The 26,953-nt window shown below is 44.9% G+C and carries 15 protein-coding genes; 4 read left to right on the forward strand and 11 right to left on the reverse strand.

What is annotated here, in order from left to right; translation table 11 throughout:
* Window positions 1-54: 54 nt before the first annotated feature.
* Window positions 55-417: a DUF4870 domain-containing protein gene (locus RBB12_RS13775; RefSeq protein WP_179384838.1), complete on the reverse strand. Its 363-nt coding sequence runs from the start codon at window positions 415-417 to the stop codon at window positions 55-57.
* 86 nt (window positions 418-503) lie between these two features.
* Between RBB12_RS13775 and mnmE the strand changes: the two genes are divergently transcribed.
* The 3 genes from mnmE to RBB12_RS13790 all read left to right on the forward strand — a co-directional run bounded on the left by mnmE (window position 504) and on the right by RBB12_RS13790 (window position 7,138).
* Window positions 504-1,874, forward strand: coding sequence for a tRNA uridine-5-carboxymethylaminomethyl(34) synthesis GTPase MnmE (gene mnmE, locus RBB12_RS13780; RefSeq protein ID WP_306013889.1), 1,371 nt, complete (start codon window positions 504-506; stop codon window positions 1,872-1,874).
* A gap of 461 nt (window positions 1,875-2,335) precedes the next feature.
* On the forward strand, window positions 2,336-5,461 hold the full coding sequence (locus RBB12_RS13785) for a SusC/RagA family TonB-linked outer membrane protein (protein ID WP_306013887.1): 3,126 nt from the start codon (window positions 2,336-2,338) through the stop codon (window positions 5,459-5,461).
* Between the two features lie 12 nt (window positions 5,462-5,473).
* Entirely contained in the window at window positions 5,474-7,138 is a 1,665-nt protein-coding gene (locus RBB12_RS13790; RefSeq protein WP_306013886.1) for a RagB/SusD family nutrient uptake outer membrane protein, read from the forward strand.
* Window positions 7,139-7,171: 33 nt separating this feature from the next.
* Here the strand turns inward: RBB12_RS13790 and RBB12_RS13795 are convergent, their stop codons facing one another.
* The 9 genes from RBB12_RS13795 to RBB12_RS13835 all read right to left on the reverse strand — a co-directional run bounded on the left by RBB12_RS13795 (window position 7,172) and on the right by RBB12_RS13835 (window position 16,862).
* Window positions 7,172-8,086, reverse strand: coding sequence for a hypothetical protein (locus RBB12_RS13795; RefSeq protein WP_306013885.1), 915 nt, complete (start codon window positions 8,084-8,086; stop codon window positions 7,172-7,174).
* 74 nt (window positions 8,087-8,160) lie between these two features.
* Complete coding sequence (locus tag RBB12_RS13800) at window positions 8,161-8,838, reverse strand: DUF6799 domain-containing protein (RefSeq protein WP_306013884.1); 678 nt, start codon at window positions 8,836-8,838, stop codon at window positions 8,161-8,163.
* 148 nt (window positions 8,839-8,986) lie between these two features.
* Window positions 8,987-9,190 (reverse strand): hypothetical protein, encoded by a 204-nt coding sequence (locus RBB12_RS13805; RefSeq protein ID WP_306013882.1) that lies wholly within the window; start codon window positions 9,188-9,190, stop codon window positions 8,987-8,989.
* A gap of 70 nt (window positions 9,191-9,260) precedes the next feature.
* The gene (locus RBB12_RS13810; RefSeq protein ID WP_306013880.1) at window positions 9,261-9,947 is read right to left on the reverse strand and encodes a HupE/UreJ family protein; all 687 of its coding nucleotides are present in this window, start codon (window positions 9,945-9,947) and stop codon (window positions 9,261-9,263) included.
* The gene (locus tag RBB12_RS13815) at window positions 9,948-10,964 is read right to left on the reverse strand and encodes a DUF4198 domain-containing protein (protein WP_306013879.1); all 1,017 of its coding nucleotides are present in this window, start codon (window positions 10,962-10,964) and stop codon (window positions 9,948-9,950) included.
* 137 nt (window positions 10,965-11,101) lie between these two features.
* The gene (locus RBB12_RS13820) at window positions 11,102-13,663 is read right to left on the reverse strand and encodes a M1 family aminopeptidase (RefSeq protein WP_306013878.1); all 2,562 of its coding nucleotides are present in this window, start codon (window positions 13,661-13,663) and stop codon (window positions 11,102-11,104) included.
* A 91-nt stretch (window positions 13,664-13,754) separates the two neighbouring features.
* Window positions 13,755-14,519, reverse strand: a complete 765-nt coding sequence (locus RBB12_RS13825) for a hypothetical protein (protein ID WP_306013877.1) — start codon at window positions 14,517-14,519, stop codon at window positions 13,755-13,757.
* 374 nt (window positions 14,520-14,893) lie between these two features.
* Entirely contained in the window at window positions 14,894-15,595 is a 702-nt protein-coding gene (locus RBB12_RS13830) for a response regulator transcription factor (protein WP_306013876.1), read from the reverse strand.
* On the reverse strand, window positions 15,579-16,862 hold the full coding sequence (locus tag RBB12_RS13835) for a sensor histidine kinase (protein WP_306013875.1): 1,284 nt from the start codon (window positions 16,860-16,862) through the stop codon (window positions 15,579-15,581). The genes RBB12_RS13830 and RBB12_RS13835 overlap by 17 nt, the downstream gene beginning before the upstream one ends.
* 274 nt (window positions 16,863-17,136) lie before the next feature.
* On the opposite strand from RBB12_RS13835, the gene RBB12_RS13840 reads away from it, so the two are divergent.
* Complete coding sequence (locus RBB12_RS13840; RefSeq protein ID WP_306013873.1) at window positions 17,137-17,880, forward strand: tyrosine-protein phosphatase; 744 nt, start codon at window positions 17,137-17,139, stop codon at window positions 17,878-17,880.
* Between the two features lie 135 nt (window positions 17,881-18,015).
* On the opposite strand, the gene RBB12_RS13845 is transcribed toward RBB12_RS13840, so the two are convergent.
* Window positions 18,016-26,826 carry a PKD domain-containing protein gene (locus RBB12_RS13845; RefSeq protein ID WP_306013872.1) on the reverse strand — a complete coding sequence of 2,937 codons (8,811 nt, stop codon included), beginning with the start codon at window positions 26,824-26,826 and terminating at the stop codon, window positions 18,016-18,018.
* Window positions 26,827-26,953 lie beyond the last annotated feature (127 nt).

Below are 26,953 nucleotides of genomic sequence, written 5' to 3' on the forward strand. Positions count from 1 at the left end.
TCACTACTACTCAATAAAGAAAAGCTGGAACTTTTGGTTCCAGCTTTTTTAGTTTTATGAGATAAATCTGATGGTCATAAATTGTGATGGGGATTCCCCATTTGCAGCCTTCACTGCGTTTACAATAGGTAAAATAAATCCTAGGAGGGCAGCACCTATCAAACCCAATATACCTAAGCCCAAAAGTAGGATGGCCGGAATACTGATGATAATATATAGGATAAGGCTGATCTGAAAGTTGATAATAGCCTTTCCATGTTCGTTCATCCCTTCTACCCTGTCCTTGGAGGACAACCAAATGATCAAAGGAACGATCAGGCTACCAAATCCTATGGCATAGCCCAATAATTGGGTCAAATGTGTTACGGCCAACAACGTATTGTCCGTTCTAACTGCTTTTTGATTGATGACTTCCATTTCTGATTGATTTAAAGGGTTCAACTTATTAGTATACAAATCACTAAAAATGTTACAAACAACAACGAATTTGTACTTTTGTGCCCATGTCGTATACAGATAACATCGTAGCCTTGGCGACTCCCTCAGGAACAGGGGCCATTGCAGTGATTCGGGTTTCCGGACCGGATGCCATAACCCTTATGGACCCTTTGTTCAAATCCGTTAAGGGGAAAAAATTGGTCCATCAGAAAAGTCATACCATTCATTTAGGCCATATTATGGATGATGGCAAAGTGTTGGACGAGGTGCTTGTTTCCCTATTTAAGGGGCCACATTCCTACACGGGTGAAAACGTGGTCGAAATTTCTTGCCATGGATCACCCTATATCCAACAACAGGTCATTCAATTGATATTGAGGAATGGATGTCGTTCCGCATCGGCCGGTGAATTTACGTTGAGAGCCTTTTTGAACGGTAAAATGGATTTGAGCCAGGCTGAAGCCGTAGCCGATTTGATAGCCAGTGATAGTGAAGCTGCACACGACATCGCCATGCAGCAGATGCGGGGTGGTTTCAGCAACGAAATCCAAGAACTGCGACAAGAATTATTGAATTTTGCCTCGTTGATAGAGCTGGAGTTGGATTTTTCCCAAGAAGATGTGGAATTTGCCGACCGCACCCAATTCAACGAATTACTCAACCGGATTAGTGAAGTTCTGAAAAAGCTGATAGATTCCTTTGCTTTGGGAAATGTGATCAAAAACGGTATCCCAGTAGCCATTGTAGGTCAGCCCAACGTTGGAAAGTCGACCTTACTGAATGTATTGTTGAATGAAGAGCGCGCCATTGTAAGTGAGATAGCTGGAACAACTCGGGATACGGTGGAAGATCATATCAGCATTAAAGGCATCAATTTTAGGTTTATCGATACGGCAGGTATACGTGAAACAGTGGATGTCGTCGAAAAAATAGGGATTGAGCGAACCTTCGACAAGATTGAAAAAGCCCGTCTCATCATTTATCTATTTGACGGGATGGCCTTTGATAAAAAGGAACTGCAACAAATTCAAGAAAAATATCCCAATAAACGATTGTTGCCCATTTGTAATAAAACCGATTTGCTGAACCCTGAACAAATTGAAAAAATTACCTCGGAAATCCCTGATGTACTTTTCCTTTCCGCAAAGCTCAAAACCGGAATCCCCGAACTGGAACAGAAACTCCTATCATTAGTCGATTCTGGTGCTTTAAGCGGCGATACGACCATTATTACCAATAGTAGACACTATGATGCGCTGCTCAAGGCTTTGGAAGAAATCCAAAAGGTAAAGGAAGGGTTGGACATGGAACTTTCCAGCGACCTCATGGCCATCGATATCCGACAGGCTCTGTATCATTTGGGAGAGATTACGGGAAGCGTGACCACAGACGACCTTTTGGGCAATATCTTTTCCAACTTTTGTATTGGAAAATAACTCCCTTTAACAATTCCTTGGAAAGTGAAACTACAACGGGCAACAATAACACGAAAGCTCAACTTATACCCTGGTAAGTATTCAGTAAAATAGTCAACTAAAATTCTACTATTTTTTCCTGAAAAAGGAGTGAAAATTTTAATTTTCTGGCCCTCGTTTAATCCAGAAAAACCATAGTAATGCATTCAACAATACACACCAAATTGTTATGTTTAACAAAAAATTAGTATTGTGCGGATTATGCACCATATTAACACTATCCTTGTGTCATATCACTAAATCAAATTTAATATTTTGCATTATTTGTATTAAATATTCTTAATTTGATATATTATTCTCAAATCGTAAACACTTTTTTTGCATTTCTTTTATTAAATCATCGTTGTTTTTTAAGACCGTTTCATTGGAATTGTTTTTAAAAAGGGTCATTTTCGTGGCTGACTAATTCAAAAATCATTCTAATGAAGACAAAAACAAATGCAGTTTTGCTACTGCTTTTTATGTTGTTTGTGCAGGCTACGTTTGCACAAAGTAGGACAATCTCGGGGACGGTTACCTCCGCCTCCGATGGTCTGCCACTACCCGGTGCAAATGTTATTGTGAAGGGCACTTCAAATGGTGTGCAGACAGATTTCGATGGTAATTACACCATCTCTGCCAGTAATGGACAAACCTTGGTTTTTTCATATCTGGGGCTTAAGACCAAAGAAGTAGCGGTAGGGTCACAATCCGTGATCAACGTTACCCTCGAAGAAGACGCCCAGGCGCTTGAAGAGGTTATCGTAACCGCTTATGGTACCAGTACCAAGGAAGCCTTTACCGGTTCCGCAAGTGTGGTTGGGGCCGAGGAGCTTTCCATTAGGAACGTAACCTCACCTATTGCCGCCATCGAAGGGCGTGCCACCGGGGTACAGTTTACCTCTGCAACAGGTCCTGGCTCCTCTCCCGGTATTGTAATCCGTGGTGTGGGTACGTTGAACGGTGACACCGATCCTTTGTTTATTGTGGACGGGGTACAGTACGAAGGTGCACTGAACACAATCAACCAAGAGGATATCGAGTCCTTTACCATCCTTAAAGATGCCGCTTCCACTTCCCTGTACGGTTCCCGTGCAGCGAACGGTGTGGTGATCATCACCACTAAAAGTGGTAGAAAAGGTGGTATCCAAGTAAATGCCTCCATGCAGTACGGCTTGGTGGACACGTCCATTCCTTTTTATCCAGAACTTTCCCCTGGCGATTATTATGAGACCATGTGGGAAGCTTTGAAGAATTCAAGTGCCGGAGGCGGTGATCCTGCTTTCGCATCTGCGAATATCTACAATAACTTGGGGTACAACCCTTTCAATGTGCCTAACGACCAAATCGTGGGTACGGACGGACAGTTGAACCCAAATGCAAGCGTTATCTACCAAAGTCTTGACTGGTACGACCTACTGGCTAGAACTGGTGTGCGCCAAAACTATAACGTAAATGTTTCCGGTGGTGGCGACGATCACAAAGTATTCTTCTCCGCTTCTTACTTGGACGAGGACAGCTACGTAGTAACATCCAACTTTGATCGTTTGACTACTCGTTTGAACGCAGAGTTCGACGTTAACGATAAATTGACCATCGGTGGTAGTGCCAACATTACCATTACCGAAGCTGTGGCACCAAGCTCAGCTGGTACTGGAAGTATTGTGAACCCATTTGGTTTTGCCAAGAACATTGGTTCCGTATATCCTGTATACGTAAACGACCTTCAAGGTAATATCGTAAGGGATGTACAAGGAAACCCTGTTTTTGACAGCGGTGAAGGCTTCCCAGAATTCAACATTGGGTCAAGACCTATTAGCCAAGGGCGTCACGCGCTACAAGAGTTGTTGTTGAACGATGAGCGTACTAGAAATAACACCTATGGTTTCCGTTTCTTTGCCGAGCAAGAGATTATTGACGGCCTTAGCGTACGATTGAACTACGGTAGGGACATCAATGAACTTCTTAATAAAGAGTATGAAAATGCCGTAATCGGTGATGCACAGCCTGACGGTAGATATGGCGAAGATCGAAGTAGAAGACAAGTGGAGAACTTTAACCAGATCATCACTTACAGGAAGAGCTTCGGTGACCACAACTTCGACATTACCGCAGGACACGAAAGTTTTGATAGAACTTTCACCTCAAATAGCGGTTTGAAAACCATTCAAGCGGCCAACGGTATTTTTGAGTTCGATAACTTCTCTAACATTGTGGATTTGGGAGGTTCTTCGACAAGAAAAAGTATCGAAGGGTATTTCTCAAGGCTGAACTATAACTACAAAAACAAATACTACATCAGTGGTTCCGTTCGTCGTGATGGTTCTTCCGTATTTGATGCCGATACCCGTTGGGGTACCTTCTACTCTGTAGGTGGTTCTTGGAGAATTGATCAAGAAAACTTCTTGAAAGGTTCTGAAGTGGTGAACCAATTAAAATTGAGAGCTTCTTACGGTGAGGTAGGTAACGATGACCTATTGGATTTCTTCCTTTCACAGCCAAGATTCTCCATTACTTCGAATGCAGCCAATCCTGCCATTATTTATACTGATATAGGTAACTCGGATTTGCAATGGGAGACCATCGAGAACTTTGATGTTGCTTTGGAGTTCACTTTGTTCAATAACTTCTTGGACGGTTCCGTGGAATACTACAAGAGAAATTCCTCTGACCTTTTGTACAATCTACCCATTGCACCAAGTAATGGTCTGAACGAGGTTCCCGTGAACGTTGGGGACATGTACAACTCAGGATGGGAGATGGCTTTGACCGCCAACCTGTTTAGCAGACCGGACTTCAGATGGAACGTAACCTTGCAGGCCTCGACCTTCAAGAACGAGATCACCAGCTTGCCTTCTCCATTTGTGAACGGTTCCAAGCGTTGGGACGTTGGACGTTCAAGATTCGATTTCTTTATTTTGAGAACTGCCGGTGTAGATCCAGAAACTGGAGACCAGTTGTTCTTGCAGTATGAGTTGGACGACAACGGTAACAGTGTTCCCGTGTTGGATGCCAATGGCGAGATCGCCACAACAAACGATTGGCAGGAAACAGAGCGTGCCTATACAGGTGAGAGCTCCATCCCTGACCTATTGGGATCTATTGCCAACAGCATCAGCTACAAAGGGTTCTCCTTTGATTTCTTGATCAACTACGGTATCGGTGGTAGCGTATTGGACAATGCGTACTCCGCCATGATGCACAGTGGTAACTATGGTAGCTCCTTGCACCCTGACATTTTGAGGGCATGGAGACAACCAGGCGACATTACCGATGTTCCACGAATGGAAAACGGTAACCCTAACTTGGTGAGAACACAGTCCGATCGTTTCTTGACGGATGCCTCATTCTGGGCATTGCGTAACGTGAACTTGGGCTACACCTTCGACAGCAAGATCGCCAACCAACTTGGCCTTGACCAATTGAGGATTTCCCTTACCGGTGAAAACCTTTACACCAAGAGTGAACGAAAAGGACTCAACCCACAGTTCAACTTGGCGGGTACAGGTGCAGGTAACGACTTTAACCCTGCCCGTATCATCTCAATGGGGCTGAACGTAACTTTTTAAAAAATTCAAATGATGTTAAGAAAAATAAATCTAATGTTACTGGCTTTCCTAGGGATCGCCATAACTTCATGCGACGACGACTTTTTGGAAACAACGCCTACGGACGCCATTTCAGCTTCCGATGCGTTGGCCAACGAGGACAACATGCAGCTGATATTGAACGGGCTGCACCGTGGACTATATTCACAGTCACAGACCATATTCCCTGGTGGAAACACAGCTAGGGCAAACAACCACTACTGGGTACCACTTGGCGATAACCTTTCCGGAGGTTTGATCCACTCCGCCAATGCCAACAACTTGGGTTGGAGAACGGAGATGCAGTGGAACTCACATACGGATCAGACGTCATTGACCTGCGAATTGTTGTGGTACCACAGGTACAACATCATCTTGGGGGCCAACCTATTGATCAACAGAGGAACTGACGGAACCTTGGTGGAGTCACCACAGTTGAACGAGATTTTGGGACAGGCCTACACCTATAGGGCCTACGCCTATCTTTCTTTGGTGCAGCATTATGCCAAGGGGTACTTGATCGGAAATCCTGCAAGCGACCCAGGTGTACCACTATTGTTCTCTTCGGAGTCTCCCTTCACCAGTGAGCCAAGATCTACCGTTCAGGAAATCTATGACCAGATCGAGGCTGACCTAGCTGCTGCCATCGATCGTTTTGAGGAAGGTACGGGAAGACCAAGCGGTGGACCTGAGACCAAGTCCCAATTGAACATCAACGTTGCCTACGGTCTTTTGGCCCGTACAGCACTTTCAAAAGGTGACTGGCAAACTGCTGCGGATGCAGCCGTAATGGCACGTCAGGGCTTTCCTTTGATGGGCGAGGACGATTGGAAGTCCGGTTTCAACTCCAACAACCTTTCTGAGGTGATCTGGGGAAGTAATGTAATTGCTGCCGAAACCACCTTCTTCCGTTCATATTTCTATTTGGCCAGTAACACCTTCAACGGTAGCCAGATCAGGAACAACCCAAAGATTGCCGATAGAAGATTGGTGGATGCCATTCCAGCTACGGATTACAGAAGGGATGTATTCCTTCCAGATGCGCCGAACACCAACAGTTCTGCCGCCAACAACCAAGGAGGTCTTGACCCAGAAACAGGTCTACCAAGGGACCCAAATTATGCAAATGATTTGGAAGGGTTTAATGAGAGAAGAGCAGAAATCAATGCTACTTACGGTATCACCAACTCATTCAACCAGCACCCGTATATGCACTTTAAGCTGAAAAATGCCAATCCTGGATCTATCGATCCCGATGACGTGATCTACATGCGTTCTTCCGAGATGTACTTGATCGAGGCGGAGGCCAAGGCGATGTTGAACGACATTGCAGGTGCACAGGAAGCTTTGAGACCTTTGGGCGAGGAGCGTGACAGCGCTTACGACGTCACCATCTACAACACCCAAGAGTCCATGATGGATCACATCAAGTTCCAGAGAAGATTGGAATTGTGGGGCGAAGGTTTCGGTTACACGGACAAAATCCGATGGGATGAAGGAATCGACCATGCTGCTGACGGTGGTTCCGGAGCATCTGCTGTACTTTACCAAGAGGCGTACCAAGTGGAGCGTCCATCGGTGAACGACGACTGGATCTTTAAGATTCCGCAAGCGGAGTTGGATGCCAACCCGAACTTGTCACCATCAGACCAGAACTAATTTAGTTCCGGTAGTTAATACTAAAAAGGCCCCTTACTTCAGTGAGGGGCTTTTTTTTGTGTTGAACCAATAACCGATACCTACGGACCAGTAAAACACACTATTCAAATTCTCTTTAAACGTACCCGCTTCCGTAGTGAGTGTAGCACTTGTTAGTGGTATTGCCCAAACTGGGGTTAAAGAAAGAATAAATTTATCAAAATGATATTGGACAGGTAGGCTCAACTCCACATTAAGTATGTTGAATTCCGAAGCTTCCGCAATCTGCACATTTGTTGTTTGGCTCACATCCAATGCTCCACCTTGCCCGCTACCCTTTCCACTGGAGCCTGTTTTCCTGTTTCCTAATCGGCTTGTAACATAGTACTCTTGATAAAAATACTGAGAGCCCGCATATACCGAAAATCTCGGCATCAACAACAAACGATCTTTCATCGCCTTGAAGGTACGATCTGCCATCAGCCCCAAAAAAAAGTCAGGAGAACTCTTCCTATTAAAATAAGAACTGGCATAAAGGGATAGTTCAACCAACTTAAAATCATAAGCGATCAGTCCCGTGATATCTGCCACCGTCTCCGATTGAACATTATAACTTGCATCGTTATAAAAGTATGCACTTGCAGAAACACCTATATTCCAACGGTCGGAACCCAAAAGATATCCACCCGTTACATAAAACAGGTCCACACGTTGATCCTCCGAGCCTACCAAGTAGGAAACCGTGGCGTCGGCAAATAAACCAGAACTATGATAATAGCTTACGGAAGGCAATAGATAGGGAGCGGCTATGGAATCCCTACGGCCCATAAACACAGCATCGCTGACATAACTTAAATCCATCAAGAAATAGGAATCTTTGTTCCCAGTTTTATCTTGATCTGTTCTTTGAGCAAGTATAGCGTATGGCACAATACAAAGCAGAACCAAAAGAAGGAAGAGACGTTTCATGATACTCTAAATTACTGTTACATTGGGGGCTTGCCATTAAAGCAATGACAAGCCCTTCAATTGATCCTATGAAATTACCTGCCCCCTTTTTTCTTTAGGGCTGTTTTGTTCATGGACTTTTTGGATTTCATGTTGTTGATGGATTTCATCTGCCTGTTCATCATCATTTTTCGATGATTGTACATATTGGTGAATTTTTCACCGCTCAAATTCAAACATTCTCCTTCCTTGAGCCTTGTTTGTTCGCGGTTTTGGTTTATGTAGGATCCATTGGGATCTACCATGATCCCGTTGGCAAGTTCAAGGCGTTCCTGCAATCTATTTTGCGATTGTGTACGTATTTGATAAACCTCTCCATCAATGCGCATTAGCTGAAATCTATTTTGGTTGCGTTCCTTCACTTGCTGATCGGTAAGGCCCTTGTCGGATTGCAGTACCTTATAGCGGTATTGATATTCATTCCGATATTTGACACCATCATTGTCCAAACATTCGCCATCCCTCAACCTAAGTCTGTCACGGTCGCGGGTCAAATACGTTCCATTAGGATAGACAACGGTTCCATCATCCAACGTTAAGGGATCTTGCAAACGAATCTGGTCACGATCGCGAATCTGAAGTACATCACCATCGACCAACATTAAACGGTCTTGATTTTGATCGGGATCTTGGAGCCTGTCCCTATCCCTGTCCTGTGCATTTAGTGCCATTGTTCCTAAAACAACAAACACCAACATTACAATTTTTTTCATGGTACTTGTTTTTAAAAATTAACAAATACCAAATTAGAATCAGTAATACTAAAATCCTATGATTTATGTCAGTAACAAACTGTTACACAGCGATTTACATGAAAAACAAAGTAACTTAGGTTACATAAAAAAGATAATCATTTGTTTTTCAATGATTAACAAATCGATACAGGTCATCCGTAGCCTGTAACAATTTTCCCTTTGGGGAAGGTTCCAATTCCAGATGCTCTCCAAGAAATGTTTCCACCATCTGATAGGCTTCTGGAGACTTATACTGACCAACTGTTGCCAACAACCAACGCTTCGGAAAGAAAATATCACCTGTTTTTTGTATTTCTTCCAACAAATCCAAAGCCCAAGGCAGTTCTGCAATACCAATCTTTTGTCGCAGCTCTAGTGGTGATGTAGTTTTATTGATCTTGTCAATGGGAATGGGTGAAAAACAAATATAGCTGATAGGCTAACAAGCCAATACCGACAATCATCAAATACACATTGGACGCCTTGTAAAAAGCTGCATAACTTGTTTTTCCCTTCCAGCTGTTGATGAGTAAAATAATAGGTATGAGTGCTGCAATCTGCCCCAATTCAACACCAACGTTAAAACTGATGATCTTTAGAAGGATTTGGTCTTGGCCCATATCAAAAGATTGCAATCTTGTGGACAATCCCAACCCATGGATAAGTCCAAACAAAAAAACCATTCCCAATAAATTGGGAGATTTAATGCCCAGCTTACCAAATCCATCCAAGTTTTCAAAACCTTTGTACAGCACACTCAATGCGATTACGGCATCAATTGCATATTCATTGACCTGAATACCAAGGTAGGTTCCTCCCAACAACGTCATACTATGCCCAATGGTGAATACGGTTATGAACTTTACGATATCCCGAAATCCCTTCAAAAAAAAGATAACACCTGCCAAAAATAACAGATGGTCATATCCGGTAAGCATGTGTTTAGCTCCTACCCAAACGTAGGAAAGCAATCCACCATCGTTCAAAATTTGCTGATCACCGGAACTTACATCGTGGGCCAACAATATGGATGGAAACAACAAAAGTCCCAGAAGCAATAGCGGTTTAACCTTAAAAAATCCGAACATTTATTTCTTTGCATTTTTGAAATACAGGAAGAGACCAGCTATCACCACCAAACTGACCAACCAAAAGACGTAGGAAGGGAAACCTTGCTCCTCTTCGTGGGCATGTCCATGCTCGTCGGCAGCATGGTGATCATGTTCTGCGCTATGCCCCGAACCAACGGCAAAGGTCAGTGTGGCCCAGTTGGACTCGTGGGTCAGCCCCTCCTCTTCGGATTGGACCATGTAGATGGTTCTTAAATGCCAGATTCCTTCGGAGGCAATTGTAAATTCCAAAATACCGGCATCATCGGTTCGAAGCTGAAGTCCCGAATTATGATCATGGTCTGCTGTCTCTCCACTTTCATGGGTATGGGGCTCACCACCATCATGGCTGTGCTCAATAGCAGTGGATTCCCCAGTTGTTTGTGAACCGATAATGACCAATTGATTGGCCAAAGGTTTCCCGCCATAGAGTAATTTGACTTTTAACGAGTGACCCGCGTGCAAATCGTAGGGATTTTCCAGCGGTATAAACTCAATGGGATACCCGAGTTCGGTATTCCAATCTTCGGATAGGCTATCCCCTACCTGAAAAATGGTCTTGACATGCTTGGAATATTTTTCAACAGCATCCTCTTCAAGTGCTCCGTTATTCTTTCGCCATTCCAACATATCCACAACACCATCATGTTCCAAATAATCATTGAACGATTTCGCATCCAACGCAATGTTCCGTGGGGCGGTGGAAACCCCAGCCACCCAAGTTCCGGGATTCCCTGTGGTAAAATTCAAAAAAGTGATGCTATCTCTTTCGGTCCATTGGGTTGAGTCCACCTGGATGCGCTGGCCATTGCCCACCAAACTTACATCCAACATACGGTTTCTATCGATTACATTTTCACTTTTTTCAAAAGTGCCATTAAACAATTGGATTGTGGCCTGCGTATTTGGCTCCAGAAAATAATTGTCCAATTTCAAGAACATGTCATGGCTACAAAACAGCAGAATAGCTCCTATACCCCAAAAGACTTTTTTCATTCTAATTTTGATTTTAATGTATTCGAGGTTGAATATAATCCCTTACCTCCTATTTCAATAAAAGTTTATGATAAAAAAAAGCAAAATCATGCTTTGGGGGCTAAAACATTTCTGAATATTGAAACAATACCGAATCTCTAATTCCCGGTCATTTTTGTAAACCGATACAGATCATCCGTAGCTTGTAACAACTTTCCCTTTAGGGAAGGTTCCAATTCCGGATGCTCCCCGAGGTATGTTTCCACCATCTGATAGGCTTCTGGAGACTGATATTGACCAACCGTTGCCGACAACCAACGCTTCGGGAAGAAAATATCCCCTGTTTTTTGTATTTCTTCCAACAAATCCAACGCCAAAGGCAGTTCTGCAATCGCCGTTTTTTGCCGCAGTGGATGGTGCAAATACCCGCACGCGGTCACCACCCAGGATTCTTTCTCACGGTTCTTGGGATTCTCAAAGGATTCAAAAAAATCTGCCCTTACCTCTTGGTCCGAATTTACCGCAGGCATCAAAAATTCAAAACGTTCTATTTTATCGGGATTGTCCAATTCGCCCTTGGCCCTTTCCAAAATGGTCGTTGCTAGTTCATGGTCATACACGGAAAGTAATAGCGCCATTTCGGTAAAATCGTCCTTATTAAGCCTCAGTCCAGGAATTTTTTGGTCTTTGTTCCAAACAGCGTACAACCGTTCCCTTCCATTTTTGGAATAGGCCAAATCCTTCCAAAGTTCAAACAGGTTTTTTTTGATGTTGGGTCTGTATCGATCTTTAAACAGCTCGTTCCAAAGGAGCGCTTCCACCTCCGACTGTGCCGCAACCCGTTGCTCTTGGGTAAAGAAGTTCCAGAACAAGTGGCTTGCCTGCCCGCTGATGATACCATGCACAAATTCGTTTGGCTCGTTCAGTACACCGTTCATAAATACATCAAAAGCCAAAATGGGGTCCAGTTTTGCCGATAGGGCGTTTTCAAACGTATTCAAATAGGCATAGGCACGGGCCACCTCATCAGATAGCTTGGCAATGACGCCCAAATGGTCTGTATCGATAGGAAAAAGTCCATACCCAAAGGCGTCAGAATTATAAATAATCGTCTTGGGTTTAGGGAGTCCTTCGGCCAAATTCACCTCCACACTACCATCTGAAATAACTACAGGAATGGTTCTGGTGCTATCGGGATAGACCAAGGTAATCTCAAAGGACTGTGGCCACAGCTTATCACTCCCATCTTCTGCCTGTTGTGAAATGGTAAACTTCGAAATTTTTCCATTTTGATAACTGATCTCATCGGTTAAGATGGGCCTTCCGGATTGATTTACCCATACCTCGCTCCAAGCTTTGAGGTCGGTCGGAGTTTTTTCATCCAAAATATCGACCAAATCGTTCCAAGTGGCATTCCAGTAAGCATAGGTTTTGATGTACTCCCGAATACCATCACGAAACGCTTTCTCCCCTATGGTCGCCTCTAGTTGGCGCATCATAATCGGTGCTTTGTTATAAATAATGCCGCCGTATAAACTTCCGGCATTTTTGAGGTTGTCCAGATCTTGTCTGATGGGGTTGGTACCTCGGGTTCTGTCCTCTCCATACGCTCCACGGTAATGGGACATCATAAATTGCAGCTTATGGTTAATGTTGGGAAAGGCGGGATTGATAATTTTATCGGCCATAAAATTGGCAAAAACCTCTTTCATCCAAACATCGTTGAACCAATCCATCGTGACCATATCCCCGAACCACATGTGAGAGGTTTCATGGGCAATGAGCTTGGCACTTCCCATGAGCCTTCGTTCCGTTGCGCTTTCATCCAAAAAAATGGAACCTTGACGGTATTGGATGGCCCCAACATGCTCCATTCCCCCATATTGAAACCCCGGAATGGCTGCGAAGTCCAATTTCTTGAACGGAAAGTCGAATTGGGTGTAATCCTTTAAAAAATCGATGGACCGTTGGTGCAAATCAAATATTTTGGGCAGACTGAAGGCTATTTTGGCAGAATCCGTTTCTCGATACAGTAAGGTCATATCAAACTGTCCTGGGTTTTCGGTGACCGATTCAAACTTTCCTGCTACCATGGAAAACAAATAAGTACTCATCGGGTCACTGGTCTCAAAGGCATAATGCATTTTATCGCCTCGTAAAGTACGTTTCTGCAATGGGGCTCCACAGAGTACCGTCCAATCTGATGGGGCTGTAATATCCAGAACATATTTCGCCTTGATGTTGGGTTGGTCAAAACATGGGAACAAGGTGCTAGCCCTATCCGGAACCAGCAAGGTATAGAGATAATCCTCATTTCGGTTCAATGAAAGTTCTCCGGCATGGAAGGTGATTTTGATGGTATTGGGACCTTTTTTCACTCCCTTCTCGATGATAATGTGTTCCTTTTGATGGTCAATTTCTTGGGATTCCCCATTCACTTGAATGCTTTTCAACAGAGAGGCATCTGCATTAAAATCAAGATATAAGGGCTGTGACAAGTCATTGATTTCGAGCTCCAATTCCAGGGTCGAGGGAATCGGCTCTTCCTTTTCCGAAGGAACATCAAAAAATAGGTGGTAAACTACGTTGGACACCTGGCCTTTTCTGTATTCGGCCATCTGCAGTGGAATACCTTCGGCCAAAACATCCATTTTGGGATGGGATTCGCATGCAATGATAAAGATGCACCCGATTAACTTAAAAAGATGTTTCGGCCTCATAAAAGGTTGGTTGGATTATGCACCGAAAAGGTACCGATTTTAAGCGTTGCAAGCAATTGAATTTATGTAGATGCGGCAATCTCTAAAAAAACTATTCCCTTATCACATAATTTACCATGTCTACCCCTGTATTTCCTGTTTGAGGATTGTAGGCATAGACCGTGATCTGGTAATATCCAGCTTCGGAAACGGTCATAGCGCCCTTAAAAGTGTTCTGGCTTGGGTTGGTGAGCTGGACTTCCCCTATGGTTTCGCCATCCTTTTTTATCATAGCCTTCACCTCCATAAGATTGGAGTCCCAAATACCCTCAGCTTCAATGGGACAGCCGCACATCATTACAATATGGGCCTCAATGGGCAAACCTGATTTGGGTATCGATTCCAACGCGATGTATTGGTGGGTATTGGGCTTTAAGATATCTACCACAAATCCCGGGATTTCAAGAATGATTCCGTCACCCAAGATGTCTTTGCCGGGAATCAGCCAAAGTTCCGTACTTGCCTGTATCCGTGCATTTTTCTTATGTACTGGGGAAAGGACTTCTACGCTAACCAAGGTAGGCTCTTCAATATCAACCACCGCCAAGAAGCCTGCTGTGTTTTCATCGCTCAATTGCGTATAGCGTTCGTGGGCACTTTTCATGATCAAATCAGTATTGCCGGTTGAGCCCGTGGTATTGCCCTCGGCCAGTATTTCGCCGTTCAATGTATTCCGAACGATGACATGTGCCCCCCCAATGGAGCTTCCCACAAACTTGGCGTCTTTGGCCTTGGCACGCACCATCAGCTTGGTTTCTGTTGCGAATGCGTTTATGGATAAAAAGAATAAGGCTAGTAAGAGGATTGATTTTTTCATTTTACATCATTTTCAATCCTAAAAGTAAGGCTTTTTAGCCCAAAATGGGACTTGATAAAAATTACAGCTAATGAGAACTGCCTTTGTCGTGTAGACGCTGAAGTTCTAAACTGGCGGCTTGGATTAGTAGTTTTAGGTGTGTAGCGTCTTTTTTGGGGCAGGATTGCCCAAGATGAAACTTTGCGCTTTCGATCAATCTTTGGCAATAGGAAATCTGTTCTTGCAAGGGACACTTGCAAATGGTTTGGGCGTATAATTGGTCCAATTGCCGCAACGAAGGAGTTTGCGTGCTTTTTGTAAAAAACTTGATCATCGAAATCATCGAGGAGCTGATTTACAGAAAAAGACATCAAAAATCAAGCCAGAATAATTGACTACTCCCCTTCTACCCGAAGCATAAATCCCCTTCGACTCACATTAACAATGCTCAATTTTGGGTCTTGCGAAAGATGTTTACGCAAATGTGAGATAAATACGTTAAGGCTTTTTTTGTTGAAGTAATCATTTTTGTCCCAAACGGTGGTCAGGATTTCCTTGTGGGTACACAGTTGATTCTTGTTCTTGGCCAAAAGGGCCAGTAAATCAAATTCTTTTCCAGTCAATTTAATGGGTTGTCCCTTAAAACTGAGTTCAAAATTTTCCATGTTCAGCACATAATCGCCAATTTCATATTGGGCCACCTGTACTTCTTTCTCTTCCGTATTCACCAACCGGGCCAACAGCGCATTGATTCGCACCACGAGCTCTTCCTCGTCTATGGGTTTTTTCAAATAATCTACGGCACCTAAGGAAAATCCTTTGAGGACATCGATTTTCATGGAACGCGCGGTCAGGAAAATAAAGGGCAGTTCGGGGTTGATTCCCTTTATTTTTTGGGAGAGCTCAAAACCATCCATATCGGGAAGCATTACATCCAAAATCGCCAGGTCAAAAACGCTGGTCTTTGTTTTTTGTATGGCTTCTGATGCGTCTTTGGCCCATGTTACGGCGAAACCCTTCATCCCTAGGTACTCCGAGAGCAAGTAGCCCAAGGAATTATCATCCTCTACCAAAATCAGTTTATATTTTTTCTCCATGTTTCGTCAGTTTTAGGGAAAGGGTAAATGTGGTCCCTTGTCCCGGTTCGCTCTGCACCTGAATGGCACCGCGGTGCATTTTAATGATTTTTTGGACGTAGTAGAGCCCAAGGCCATAGCCTTTAACTTTGTGAACATCGCCATTTTTGATGCGAAAGTATTTCCTGAAAATCTTTTTAATATCCTCTTGGGCTATCCCTTGGCCGTTGTCGGCTATACTAATGAAAAGCTTTCCTTTTTGCTTATACGCCTTAAGTTTTACAACCGGATCATCCGAATATTTCTTTGCATTCTCCAATAAATTGGCCACTACATTTTCCAAGTGGAATTTTTCTGCGCGGATGATGTAGGGTCCGTTCTCCAATTCAAATTCAAAATCGATGCCTTCATGTTCAGCCAATAATGCAAAACCATTGCAGATACGTTCCATTTCGGGCTTAAAATCGATTTCCTGAAACTGCAGCAGTTTTTTGCCCGATTCCATACTGGCCAGTTCCAGCACCTTGTCAATATGTTTTTTGAGCCTATCGGATTCTGTTCGAATCAATTCGACCACTGCCCTCTTGTTTTCGGGCATATCCTGTTCCAGTATTTTGGTTGCCAGCCCAATGGAAAATACAGGCGTCTTAAGTTCGTGGGTTAGGTTATTGATAAAATCGTTTGTGGTGGTATTGATACTTCGCTGCAAATAGAACGATTTGAGCACCCAAATAACTACGATAATGATCATCAGCAGGAACAACAGTCCTGGAATAATCAATCCACGTATCTGTCCCAAAAAATAATTGTTCAAGTCTTCAAATCCAATTTCGAGGATAATTTCCTTTTTCAACAGTTCTGGCAAATACCCTCTTACTTTTATCGGATATGTGAGGTTTTTCTCTGCCCTGAGATGTGGTTTAACCGAGCTTACATAGGTAATGGAATCCCTAGAGTACAAAGTGTAGGTGAAAGGAGCATCAATTCCCGAGACATTCAATTGATAGGATATATAATCGTTCAGATAATATTGGGAGGCCTTTTGGAGGCTATCGAGCCCGATCTTGACCTCCGAGGTATCCTTTCGTATGGCATTGCCCAAGGTGTAGGTCAGCGAGTTGACTTCGGATAGTTCACTGTTGATGTTTACCCGGGCCTTATCAATTTTATCCGAAAACTGGGCTTTTGCCAAACCAAGCCCCACTCGTAAATATTGGTACTGCACCACCAGTAGCCCAATAACGGCAATCACAAAAACTAGTACATAGAGGTTCCTCTTGGTCAGCATACCGCTAAATAAACAAAAATATACCAGCTAATTACCCAATGGTTAACCCTATTAATCTTTCATTAACCTTTTTGATCTTTTATTAGTCGCGCTGTGTACAACGAAACCTTATCTTAGACCTGAGTTTAGTTAAAACATATAGAAGTAGTGAATCCATGAAACCGACCTCCCAAAGGGCGGTTTTTTGGTTTATGAAAGCTAAATGGTCTTATTTGGTTTGGATAGGGTTGCCCAAGTCTGCATATCCCTTATCTTTGAAGTCCAAATTTTACACATGTTCCATATTTTTCAGAAAAAGGAATTCCTCGTGGATCATCTACATGGATTGGTGGATATCCACAACCATATTTTGCCCGGAATCGACGATGGGGCAAAAACGGTGGAGGACTCCATGGCCCTGATCAAGGGCTTCTCTGAAATCGGAGTCACTTCCTTTGTGTGCACTCCCCACATTATGCATAACGTCTACGACAATACTCCTGAGACGATAAAAGCATCCCATGATAGACTTAGAAAGGAATTGGATTCGAGTTCGCTATTGGATGTTAATTTGGCGTATGCCGCAGAGCATATGATCGATGATAATTTTGAGCATATTTTGAAGGAACAACAAGTGATGCCTATGGCACAAGATTATTTGCTCGTAGAAATGTCTTACCTGCAACCATCCTTTAATTTTGATATTGCCGTTGACAAAGTAAAAAAGAAAGGGGTTTTTCCCATTTTGGCACATCCGGAACGGTACATGTACTTTCATGGAAAATATGGGAAGTATCCTTCCTTGAAGGCTGATGGTGTTTTGTTTCAGCTTAATTTGCTGTCGTTAAGCCCAGAAGCCTACGGAACAGGAGTACAAAAAATAGCCAAAAAGCTATTGGACGACGACCTCATCAATTTTGTTGGAAGCGACATTCACAATATAAGACAGCTTAGCTTATTAAAGGATGTGAAGGTATCCAAGAAAGAAATACAACAGCTACTTCCTATAATCGATAGTACCATTCGTACCTTTTATTGAGTTCAAGATTCAATATTGTTAAACATTATTGCCCCATCTTCCCCTGAATTCTCCATACAGGACAAAAAAAATAGCGCCGTTTTCAAGGGCGCTATCATCTGTTATCATTTGTCAATTTCAGGCTATCACACAGAGTTATTTTCTGACAATCAATTGTTTGAAATATATTCTACCTTCCGTAGTCATCATTTTCAAATGGTACACTCCCGATTGTAAACTATGGATAGGAAAGCTATACCTACCTTTTCCGTCCATAAAATTTGATGGTAAGAATCTACGTACCAACTGTCCTGATGAATTGAAAAACATCAAATCTCGCAGCTCAACATCCTCATTAATGGCCGTCAATGTGATATTTGTTGCGCCTGGATTCGGGAATAGAATAACGTCAAAAGGAACAGTGTTTCCATTACTATTGGATTGAGTTTCCATTTCCCTTTGCGAATCAACCGTATCCAAAGAAGCCCCTTTTGCACCCAAACCTGTAACCACCGAGAAGCTAATAGTCAATGGCTGACCCATGACCCCGCTACTTGCCGTACCACCGTTATAGGCCGTGGCCGTCAGCGTATAGTCTCCTAAGGGAAGGTTTTCCTCATTATAGTTGCCCGATATATCTCCGAAAAGCGCATACGGTGCTACACCTTCACGACGGGAAACGGTCACTGGGCCCGTCAATTCCAAAAGTACACTGCCAGGTCCTGCCAAGGTGTTCGCCCGAACGTTCAGCGACTGACCGCCCGTGGGACCAAGGTCCAGCTGCTGGCCATCGGAAAGGGTCAATAGGTCCGTGTCCGTGGACGCATCGACCAAGGTGAAGCTTACCACGCCCTCACTGATGGGCCCCGTCACGTTTATGGTGACCGTATCCGTATCGGTCTGCCCATCGGCATCGGTAACCGTCAGAACAGCATTGTACGTGCCAACATTGGCATAGGTATGGACAGGGTCGGCCTCGTTCGAGACCGAACTGCTGTCACCGAAGTTCCATTGGTAACTGCTTATCCCTACATCGTCCAACGAATTGCTGCCCGTGAATTGTACCTCCAATGGGGCATCGCCTTCCAATTGGTCCGCTTGGGCCAATGCCGAAGGAAAGGCGCTTAACGGAATGGTGACCGTGATGGTGACCGTATCGGTATCCTGTTGCCCGTCACCATCGGTAACGGTGAGCACGGCACTGTAATTACCTGCGTTGGTATAGGTGTGGGTAGGGTCAGCTTCACTCGAGAACGCACTGCCGTCACCAAAATCCCACTGATAACTGCTTATCCCGACATCATCCAATGAATTGCTGCCCGTGAAGTTCACTGTCAAGGGTGCTTCGCCCGATTCCACATCGGCCGTTGCCACTGCTGTGGGAACTCCACCCGTACTGGCCACAATCGAGAACGTAATGGTCAAGGGCTGGCCCATAACCCCACTGCCCACCGTACCGCCGTTGTAGGCCGTGGCCGTCAAGGTGTAGTCTCCCAATGGAAGGTCCTGCCCTTCATAGTTGCCCGATGAATCGCCGAACAGTGCGTAAGGTGCCACTCCTTCACGACGGGAAACGGTCACTGGGCCCGTCAATTCCAAAAGTACACTGCCAGGTCCTGCCAAGGTGTTCGCCCGAACGTTCAGCGACTGACCGCCCGTGGGACCAAGGTCCAGCTGCTGGCCATCGGAAAGGGTCAATAGGTCCGTGTCCGTGGACGCATCGACCAAGGTGAAGCTTACCACGCCCTCACTGATGGGCCCCGTCACGTTTATGGTGACCGTATCCGTATCGGTCTGCCCATCGGCATCGGTAACCGTCAGAACCGCATTGTACGTCCCAACATTGGCATAGGTATGGACAGGGTCGGCCTCGTTCGAGACCGAACTGCCGTCACCGAAGTTCCATTGGTAACTGCTTATCCCTACATCGTCCAACGAATTGCTGCCCGTGAATTGTACCTCCAATGGGGCATCGCCTTCCAATTGGTCCGCTTGGGCCAATGCCGAAGGAGGGGCGCTTAACGGAATGGTGACCGTGATGGTGACCGTATCGGTATCCTGTTGACCGTCACCATCGGTAACGGTGAGCACGGCACTGTAATTACCTGCGTTGGTATAGGTGTGGGTAGGGTCAGCTTCACTCGAGAACGCACTGCCGTCACCAAAATCCCACTGATAACTGCTTATCCCGACATCATCCAATGAATTGCTGCCCGTGAAGTTCACTGTCAAGGGTGCTTCGCCCGATTCCACATCGGCCGTTGCCACTGCTGTGGGAACTCCACCCGTACTGGCCACAATCGAGAACGTAATGGTCAAGGGCTGGCCCATAACCCCACTGCTCGCCGTACCGCCGTTATAGGCCGTGGCCGTCAGCGTATAGTCTCCTAAGGGAAGGTTTTCCTCATTATAGTTGCCCGATATATCTCCGAAAAGCGCATACGGTGCTACACCTTCACGACGGGAAACGGTCACTGGGCCCGTCAATTCCAAAAGTACACTGCCAGGTCCTGCCAAGGTGTTCGCCCGAACGTTCAGCGACTGACCGCCAGTGGGACCAAGGTCCAGCTGCTGGCCATCGGAAAGGGTCAATAGGTCCGTGTCCGTGGACGCATCGACCAAGGTGAAGCTTACCACGCCCTCGCTGATGGGCCCCGTCACGTTTATGGTCAGCGTATCGGTATCGGTCTGGCCATCGGCATCGGTAACCGTCAGAACAGCATTGTACGTGCCAACATTGGCATAGGTATGGACAGGGTCGGCCTCGTTCGAGACCGAACTGCCGTCACCGAAGTTCCATTGGTAACTGCTTATCCCTACATCGTCCAACGAATTGCTGCCCGTGAATTGTACCTCCAATGGGGCATCGCCAGATGTTATATCCGCAGCAGCATTTGCGGTAGGAACCCCGCTACTTCCAACTTGACCAACGTACCATAAAAAGTTAACAGTTTCGGTACCTCCAGGATTTCCATTATCGGTTACGGTAACAGATACGTTATACGGACTATTGTCCGCTGCCCCTGGACCTCCAATACTACCACTTTGTTGTGATTCTGGAAGGTCAGTGAGATTGTTGGGATTATAATTAAAGCCATACTCGTCTACTTTATACAAAGCAAAACGATCTATAGCATGCCCAGAAGAGCGTTCGGAGATTTCCATGGTGTAGGTTCCGGGGTTTACAAACCATATATAAATTCCATGGGGATCATTGTCGCTGGTCCTTGCCTGCCAGTCATATACCTCGGAAGAACCACCACTACGATATATTTTAAAATAGCCATTGCTGCTAGATCCTTCTGGAGTGGTCGCTGTTGTAATTCTTGATGTTCCCCTTGGAAAGACGATATCCGTCTGGGAACCTTGGAGGTTAGCAATTATGGACGCCTCATTACCAGGGTTTCCTGCAGATTCGTCAAAACCAAAAAACCAGACATCGTCGTTGTTCGGAAATCTCAACCAGTTGTCGTTTTCGTCCGTTGAGCTACCTCCCGAATAAAAACTTCTCCAATTGAATCGATACACCCCTGCTTGTTCAATGTTGATTTCATAAAGTATGGTAGACCCGTTCTGACCACTAAAACTGTTATTATTGGCAATAATACCAGTTTCTCCATCCAAGGTGGTTAAATTCCAACCCGAAGTATTACCAGACTCGGCCTCTACGATTACCAATCCGTTTTCTTCGTTGAACGCTGTCCCTCCATCGCTCACAACACCTTCGTCAATAGTGCCAGAAATAAGTCCAGTATTTTCATCAATGGTCAAATTAGGCGGTAGTCCCGTAGCATTAAAAGTAAGGTTGTTCGCACTGGTCGCCTGAATTTGCAAGGAAACTATATCTCCTTCATTATTGTTTTGATCACCCGGGTTGGTCACGGAAAACACCGAACCCGGATTATTACTAAGCGCAATACTTGCTGTATTCGAATTGCCATACTCAATAATCAAATTTGCTGTTTTTACCTGACTATTTTCATTTAATGAAACGGTAATTGTGTGGGTTTGATTTGGACTAAGAAATGCATTGGTTAAGTCACCAGAGTCAATATTGAAATCCGAAGCGTTGACCCCAGTGATTTCCATAGATCGAACAAATACCCCTACGTTCCCATCTATTACCGATAGGTCAATTGGTACGATTTGGTCACTCTCGAAAACTACACTTTCCGGAACCTGTATCACACTAGACTGACTTGGAGTTCCTACAGGGGAGTCCACTCCCAAAAACTCCATGTTTTTTTGGTTCCCACCACCCCTACTTGGTGATCCTGCAAGTATATGTACCCCAGGACCAGATACGATAGCTTGGGTTCCATGCCTTTCATGGTTTAAGTCAGGCAGCCGGGTCCATGAAGATGAAACTGGGTCATATTCTTCGGTAATCTTCAAGGCATCGTCGGTTAATACTCCATATACCACCTCATCTTCAACCTCGCCTCCAATAACAAGTAATCTGTCATTAAAATTGACCGTAGCTGCCCCGCCCCTCGGTGTAGGGATATTTTGGGCATTGGGCAATGTACTCCAAGTTCCATTTGTAAAATCGTATACATCCACCTCGGCTATGGTTGGCGCCCAAACCCCACCAGCACCTCCGGATAGTCTCCCTCCCGCCGCATATAACTTATCACCAATGACCACAGCTGAAAAATGATCCCTTGCCCTAGGTGCATCGGTCAAGGTTGTCCATGTTCCATTGGATGGGTCGTATACGTCGAACCAAGGGACATATCCTCCATCGTGTCCATCCGTATTTCCTCCAACGATATAAAATTTATCTTGGTAGACTGCTAATCCGGCAGACCCTCTACGTCGGTTTTCAGGTATTTCGGGCCCTTGAATCCATTCTTGGCTGGCAGGGTCGAACATCCATATAAATTCAGCAGGAACCTCGTTGGGAAATACATTTGTCTGAAAAGACCCAATTACCCAAATAAGACCTTTATATTCGGTAGCTTGAAAATGGTTGAATTCCATTGGAGCTGAGTTGGCCAGCGATGTCCAAGTATTTGTTGTATAATCATAAATATCAATAGTCTGAGAATTTTCCCGACCTCCCATAAGATAAAATTTGTCACCTGCCTGTACGAAGGAGTTTTCATGTCGCGCGGTATAGTTCAAGTTCTCATTTTTATCTGTCCAAAGGTATTCTCCCTCAATACTCCATTGAAAACTAATGACCGTTGCATCCTGAGAGCTACCATCATTGTCGTCGATGGTTATCGTTACGGTATAGGGACTGCCTTGCGCCGCAATTGCCTCCACTGTGCCTCCAATCTGTCCGTTGGTAGGTTCAATAAAAAGCCCTGGCGGCAAACCCTCAGCTGAATAGGTAAGGTTACCATCGCCTCCATGGGCATCTACAATCAAACCTCCATTGAGCTGTTCACCAAGACCGCTCATTTGGTCTGGTATATCAAATACGTAGATAGGAGTGTCGCCATCCGCTACATCCAAAATTTCAATTCCGTTAACTAGTGGGTTCTCAATGGCTCCATGCAAAAATTCGATATCAATGGCTCCATCGTTTATTTTTACGATACGACTCACTACGGCCCCCGTTGCATGTCCATATGCATCAGACAGATCAATATCTTTTAAGAGTGGTAAGTCGATTCCTTCTATGAGCACATCAAAAATACGATCTCCTGGCTGGGATGTTCCTGAATAGCCGTTGCCCATATAGAGTCTTATTTCATAATTGCCATTGCTGGGAACTGGAAAGGAATAGGTCATATTAGGAACTCCACCGGTTGTGTCAAACCGTTCTGTATTGAATATGCCCAAAGGGGCAACATTGGCATCGACAGTAGGATGCAGATTGGTAATGCCACCCACATATGAGCTGTTTGATCCTGGTTCTGACAAATAGGGAGAGTTATTCGAGGGCTGGTCCGCACCCCATGCGATACCGCCGTCAATAGAGGCTATGGTAGGTCCACCTGAATTCACCCTATACAATACAATACCTTCTTCTATAACGGTAACGTTAAATGATGTTTCCACAAACAGCGACTCATCATCTGTGGCCCTGACGGTAATCGTGCTTTGTGCCGCAGTGGATGGGAATGAAACAGTTAGTGTATTCCCTACTATGCTCGCTCCAATCTCAGGGTTTGTGTTGTTCATTAAAGCATAATCAAGGTTTTCAACTCCCTGGTTGTCATCAAAAACAGTGTCCAAATCAATGATTTCATCGGAAGATCCAACAATTTTTTCCAGATCGGATATTTCTTGTGCCACGATAGGTGAGCTTCCACTGATATTCAGAAAGTCCCAGCTGCCCTCCAGTTCCACCCCTTCGGTATTTGATGTTCCTATGAGCCCTAGCGCTAAATCGGTTCCTTGGTTTTGAATGGCTTCCAGTATCGGGCCCTCTGCGGTCAATTCACCTATTGCAACAGGACTTGCGCCATCTATTTGATACTCAAAATTCACAGTTCCGGTGGCTGGGTCTACCACAAAATGAAATAAAATTCCGCTTTCAGGGCGATCAGATTCGGCTATGGTGACTGAAATCGGTGTACCAGGAATGTCATTTACCTCTTGTAGGACAACAAACCCATTGGTATTGACTACAAATTTGATATAATTGGATTGAGTTCCATCTCCAATGAAAAAGCCTAGTTCTCCGTTGGTCGCTGCTGTGTTTCCATATAAGCGCGAGGCTCCAGTGAATCCTACCATGCCACCGGTAACTCGAAAAACTCCTGTGGAAGCATCTACTTGGGCACCATACTGCAGTCCTTTTTCCTGCGTGTTCGCAATTCCCAGTGCCGTCCCGGATGTCATGTGCATCGTAATAATGCCCGGTGCTCCGCCCATAACATCGTTGGGGTTGGGGTCGTTGGGATCATCCCGCCTATCTGTAAAATTCAGCCAGTTTCCGTCTCCCATTCCGTTGTTCATAAAACCTGTTAGTCCCAAGCCAAGATAGCCGCCCAACCCTTGTTGATAATTAAAAAAGTCGTTAGCTACCGGCAGGCTGAAAGCATCGCTTCCGTTTGTGCTGGGGTCACCCAGTTGAAAAGGGTCCTCCACATCGGGAATACCATCGAAGTCGTCATCGGGATCGTTCAAATCGGAAACCAATGTCCCGCCTTGCAGACTATCAAAATCCGACGGTTGGGACCCCCCATTGCAGATATCGGTGCCGTTATCTATTTCATCTTGATTGGAATAGCCATCAAAATCATTATCAGCAGTGGGTTGATACCCTGGACTACCTGGCAAAACACATTCCACAAAGTCCAAAGGTTCAAAAACCTGTATATTACCGCTCAAATCCCCAGTCCAAATAGTTCCTGGGAAAATCTCATCGTCATCGGTTGTGGCAATTCCCAAGATATATCCTTTGGTCCCAGACAAAAAACTTTGGTTCAGACTTTCCAATTGGCCGTTAGCGGTCAGCTGTACCCTTCTTATATTTCCATTGCTGGCGGTTGCCAATAAATCGCCTTGCATGGCCCCATTAAAGTTGGACGCTCGGTATTCTGCAATTCCATTGGTATTTGTACCCCATACGGCTATTTCGCCATCCAAGGGCCCATCGGGATTGTCCTCATCGGGACCGCGCCAGTCCCCTTCAACCACATTGGCCAGTTCCAAAGGAACGGGAGGCCAATCTGCAGGAAGTGCGATAGCTGGGTTACTAGTATATCCACTGCCTGGTGAACTTGGATCATAGATTTGGGTCCTAAAAACAGCACCCGCATTTCCATCTCCCGGGGCAGTGTACAAACCTGCTCCCGAAGGATTTGCCCTTACAGGATTAGGATGCCCTCCATAATATTGGCCAAATACATAGGAAGACAAGTCTGTGGTGACCAATTGCAGATGATCTTTATTGTTGATATGTTCACCACCAGAATAGGATTGACTTCCAGGCTCGTTAGGGTCATAATCGTTATTGACGTTGGCAGTACCTTCATTTACAGGAAAACCGCCCCATCCTCCATTGGCTCCATTGTCGGTTACATATAGGGCACCCGACTCGGTCACAACCAAATCATAAGCATTTCTATATCCTGGCGAAAGTATTTTAACAGGTCCATTGGGCACCACTTTGGCTTGATTCAAACCATCATTACCCCCCCAAGGGTCGTTCACATCTATACCGTCATATCCCGGAGCATCTGGGTCGGTAATGCCATTGGCATTCGGACGTGTAGGGTCATCAAGTGTTGGTAAATCGTAGATATATTTGCGCCCGTTGTCCAATTGAACGGGCATACCATTGATAGCGTCAAGGTCAATGGCCAAAACAGCGGCAGCAAGTGCATATTCCGTGGAAAATACAAAGTTGACCGAAGGTCCTCCACCATTGGTATGTCCGCCCTGTGCTACCAACAAATAGGGTTTACCCCCAATAGTTACCAAATCCAGTCCATTTGTGGCGTGATTCTCCTCTGATCTAGGCAAGCCTCGAACAATGTCCACTACATCCCATGCGCTACCGGTCCAGCTGAACCGGGTAATGACCCCCGAATTGGTATCCAAGTCCACATCGCCATTTCCTCCCCCCGAACCGGCACCAATTCGCACATCACTGGAAGACACATAAAAAACTGGATTTTGGGCAGATCCTGCAACCACTATTCCTATGGTTTCTCGGTTATTGCACTGAAAAAAGCTTCCGCTACAGGCTGTACCGTCATCATCATGGTTCACAATGTCTTGGATATCATCCAATACTTCTACATCGGTTACCTGATAATCGTTGGTCCCGTTTCGTTCGATGGTAAAAATGTTAACTTTCCCATGGAGTGAGGTCACGTAGAGTCGGTTATCGGGCCCGAACATCATGCCGGTTACTCCTCCGCTTAGGTTCTGATTACCATTATAATCGAGCAAAGTTTGTGAAAAGCTCACCTGTGCTGACAGGGAAGGTCCATAAATCAATAGGAATAAAAGGCAAAGGAATCCCACGAACCTATGCACTGTGGAGTAGTGTTCTTTCATTTTAGTGTTGGTTTGGTTAAAGAAGTGTATTGCGTAAAGCGGAGAGAAATACCCCCCAAATATTTTGATGTTTCATATCCTTATGAACTATTATTCGGGGAACACTACGAAGATATATCACGGACGT

Origin of the sequence: Allomuricauda sp. MMSF_3307, assembly GCF_030733585.1 — a bacterium.
Classification (GTDB): Bacteria; Bacteroidota; Bacteroidia; order Flavobacteriales; family Flavobacteriaceae; genus Flagellimonas.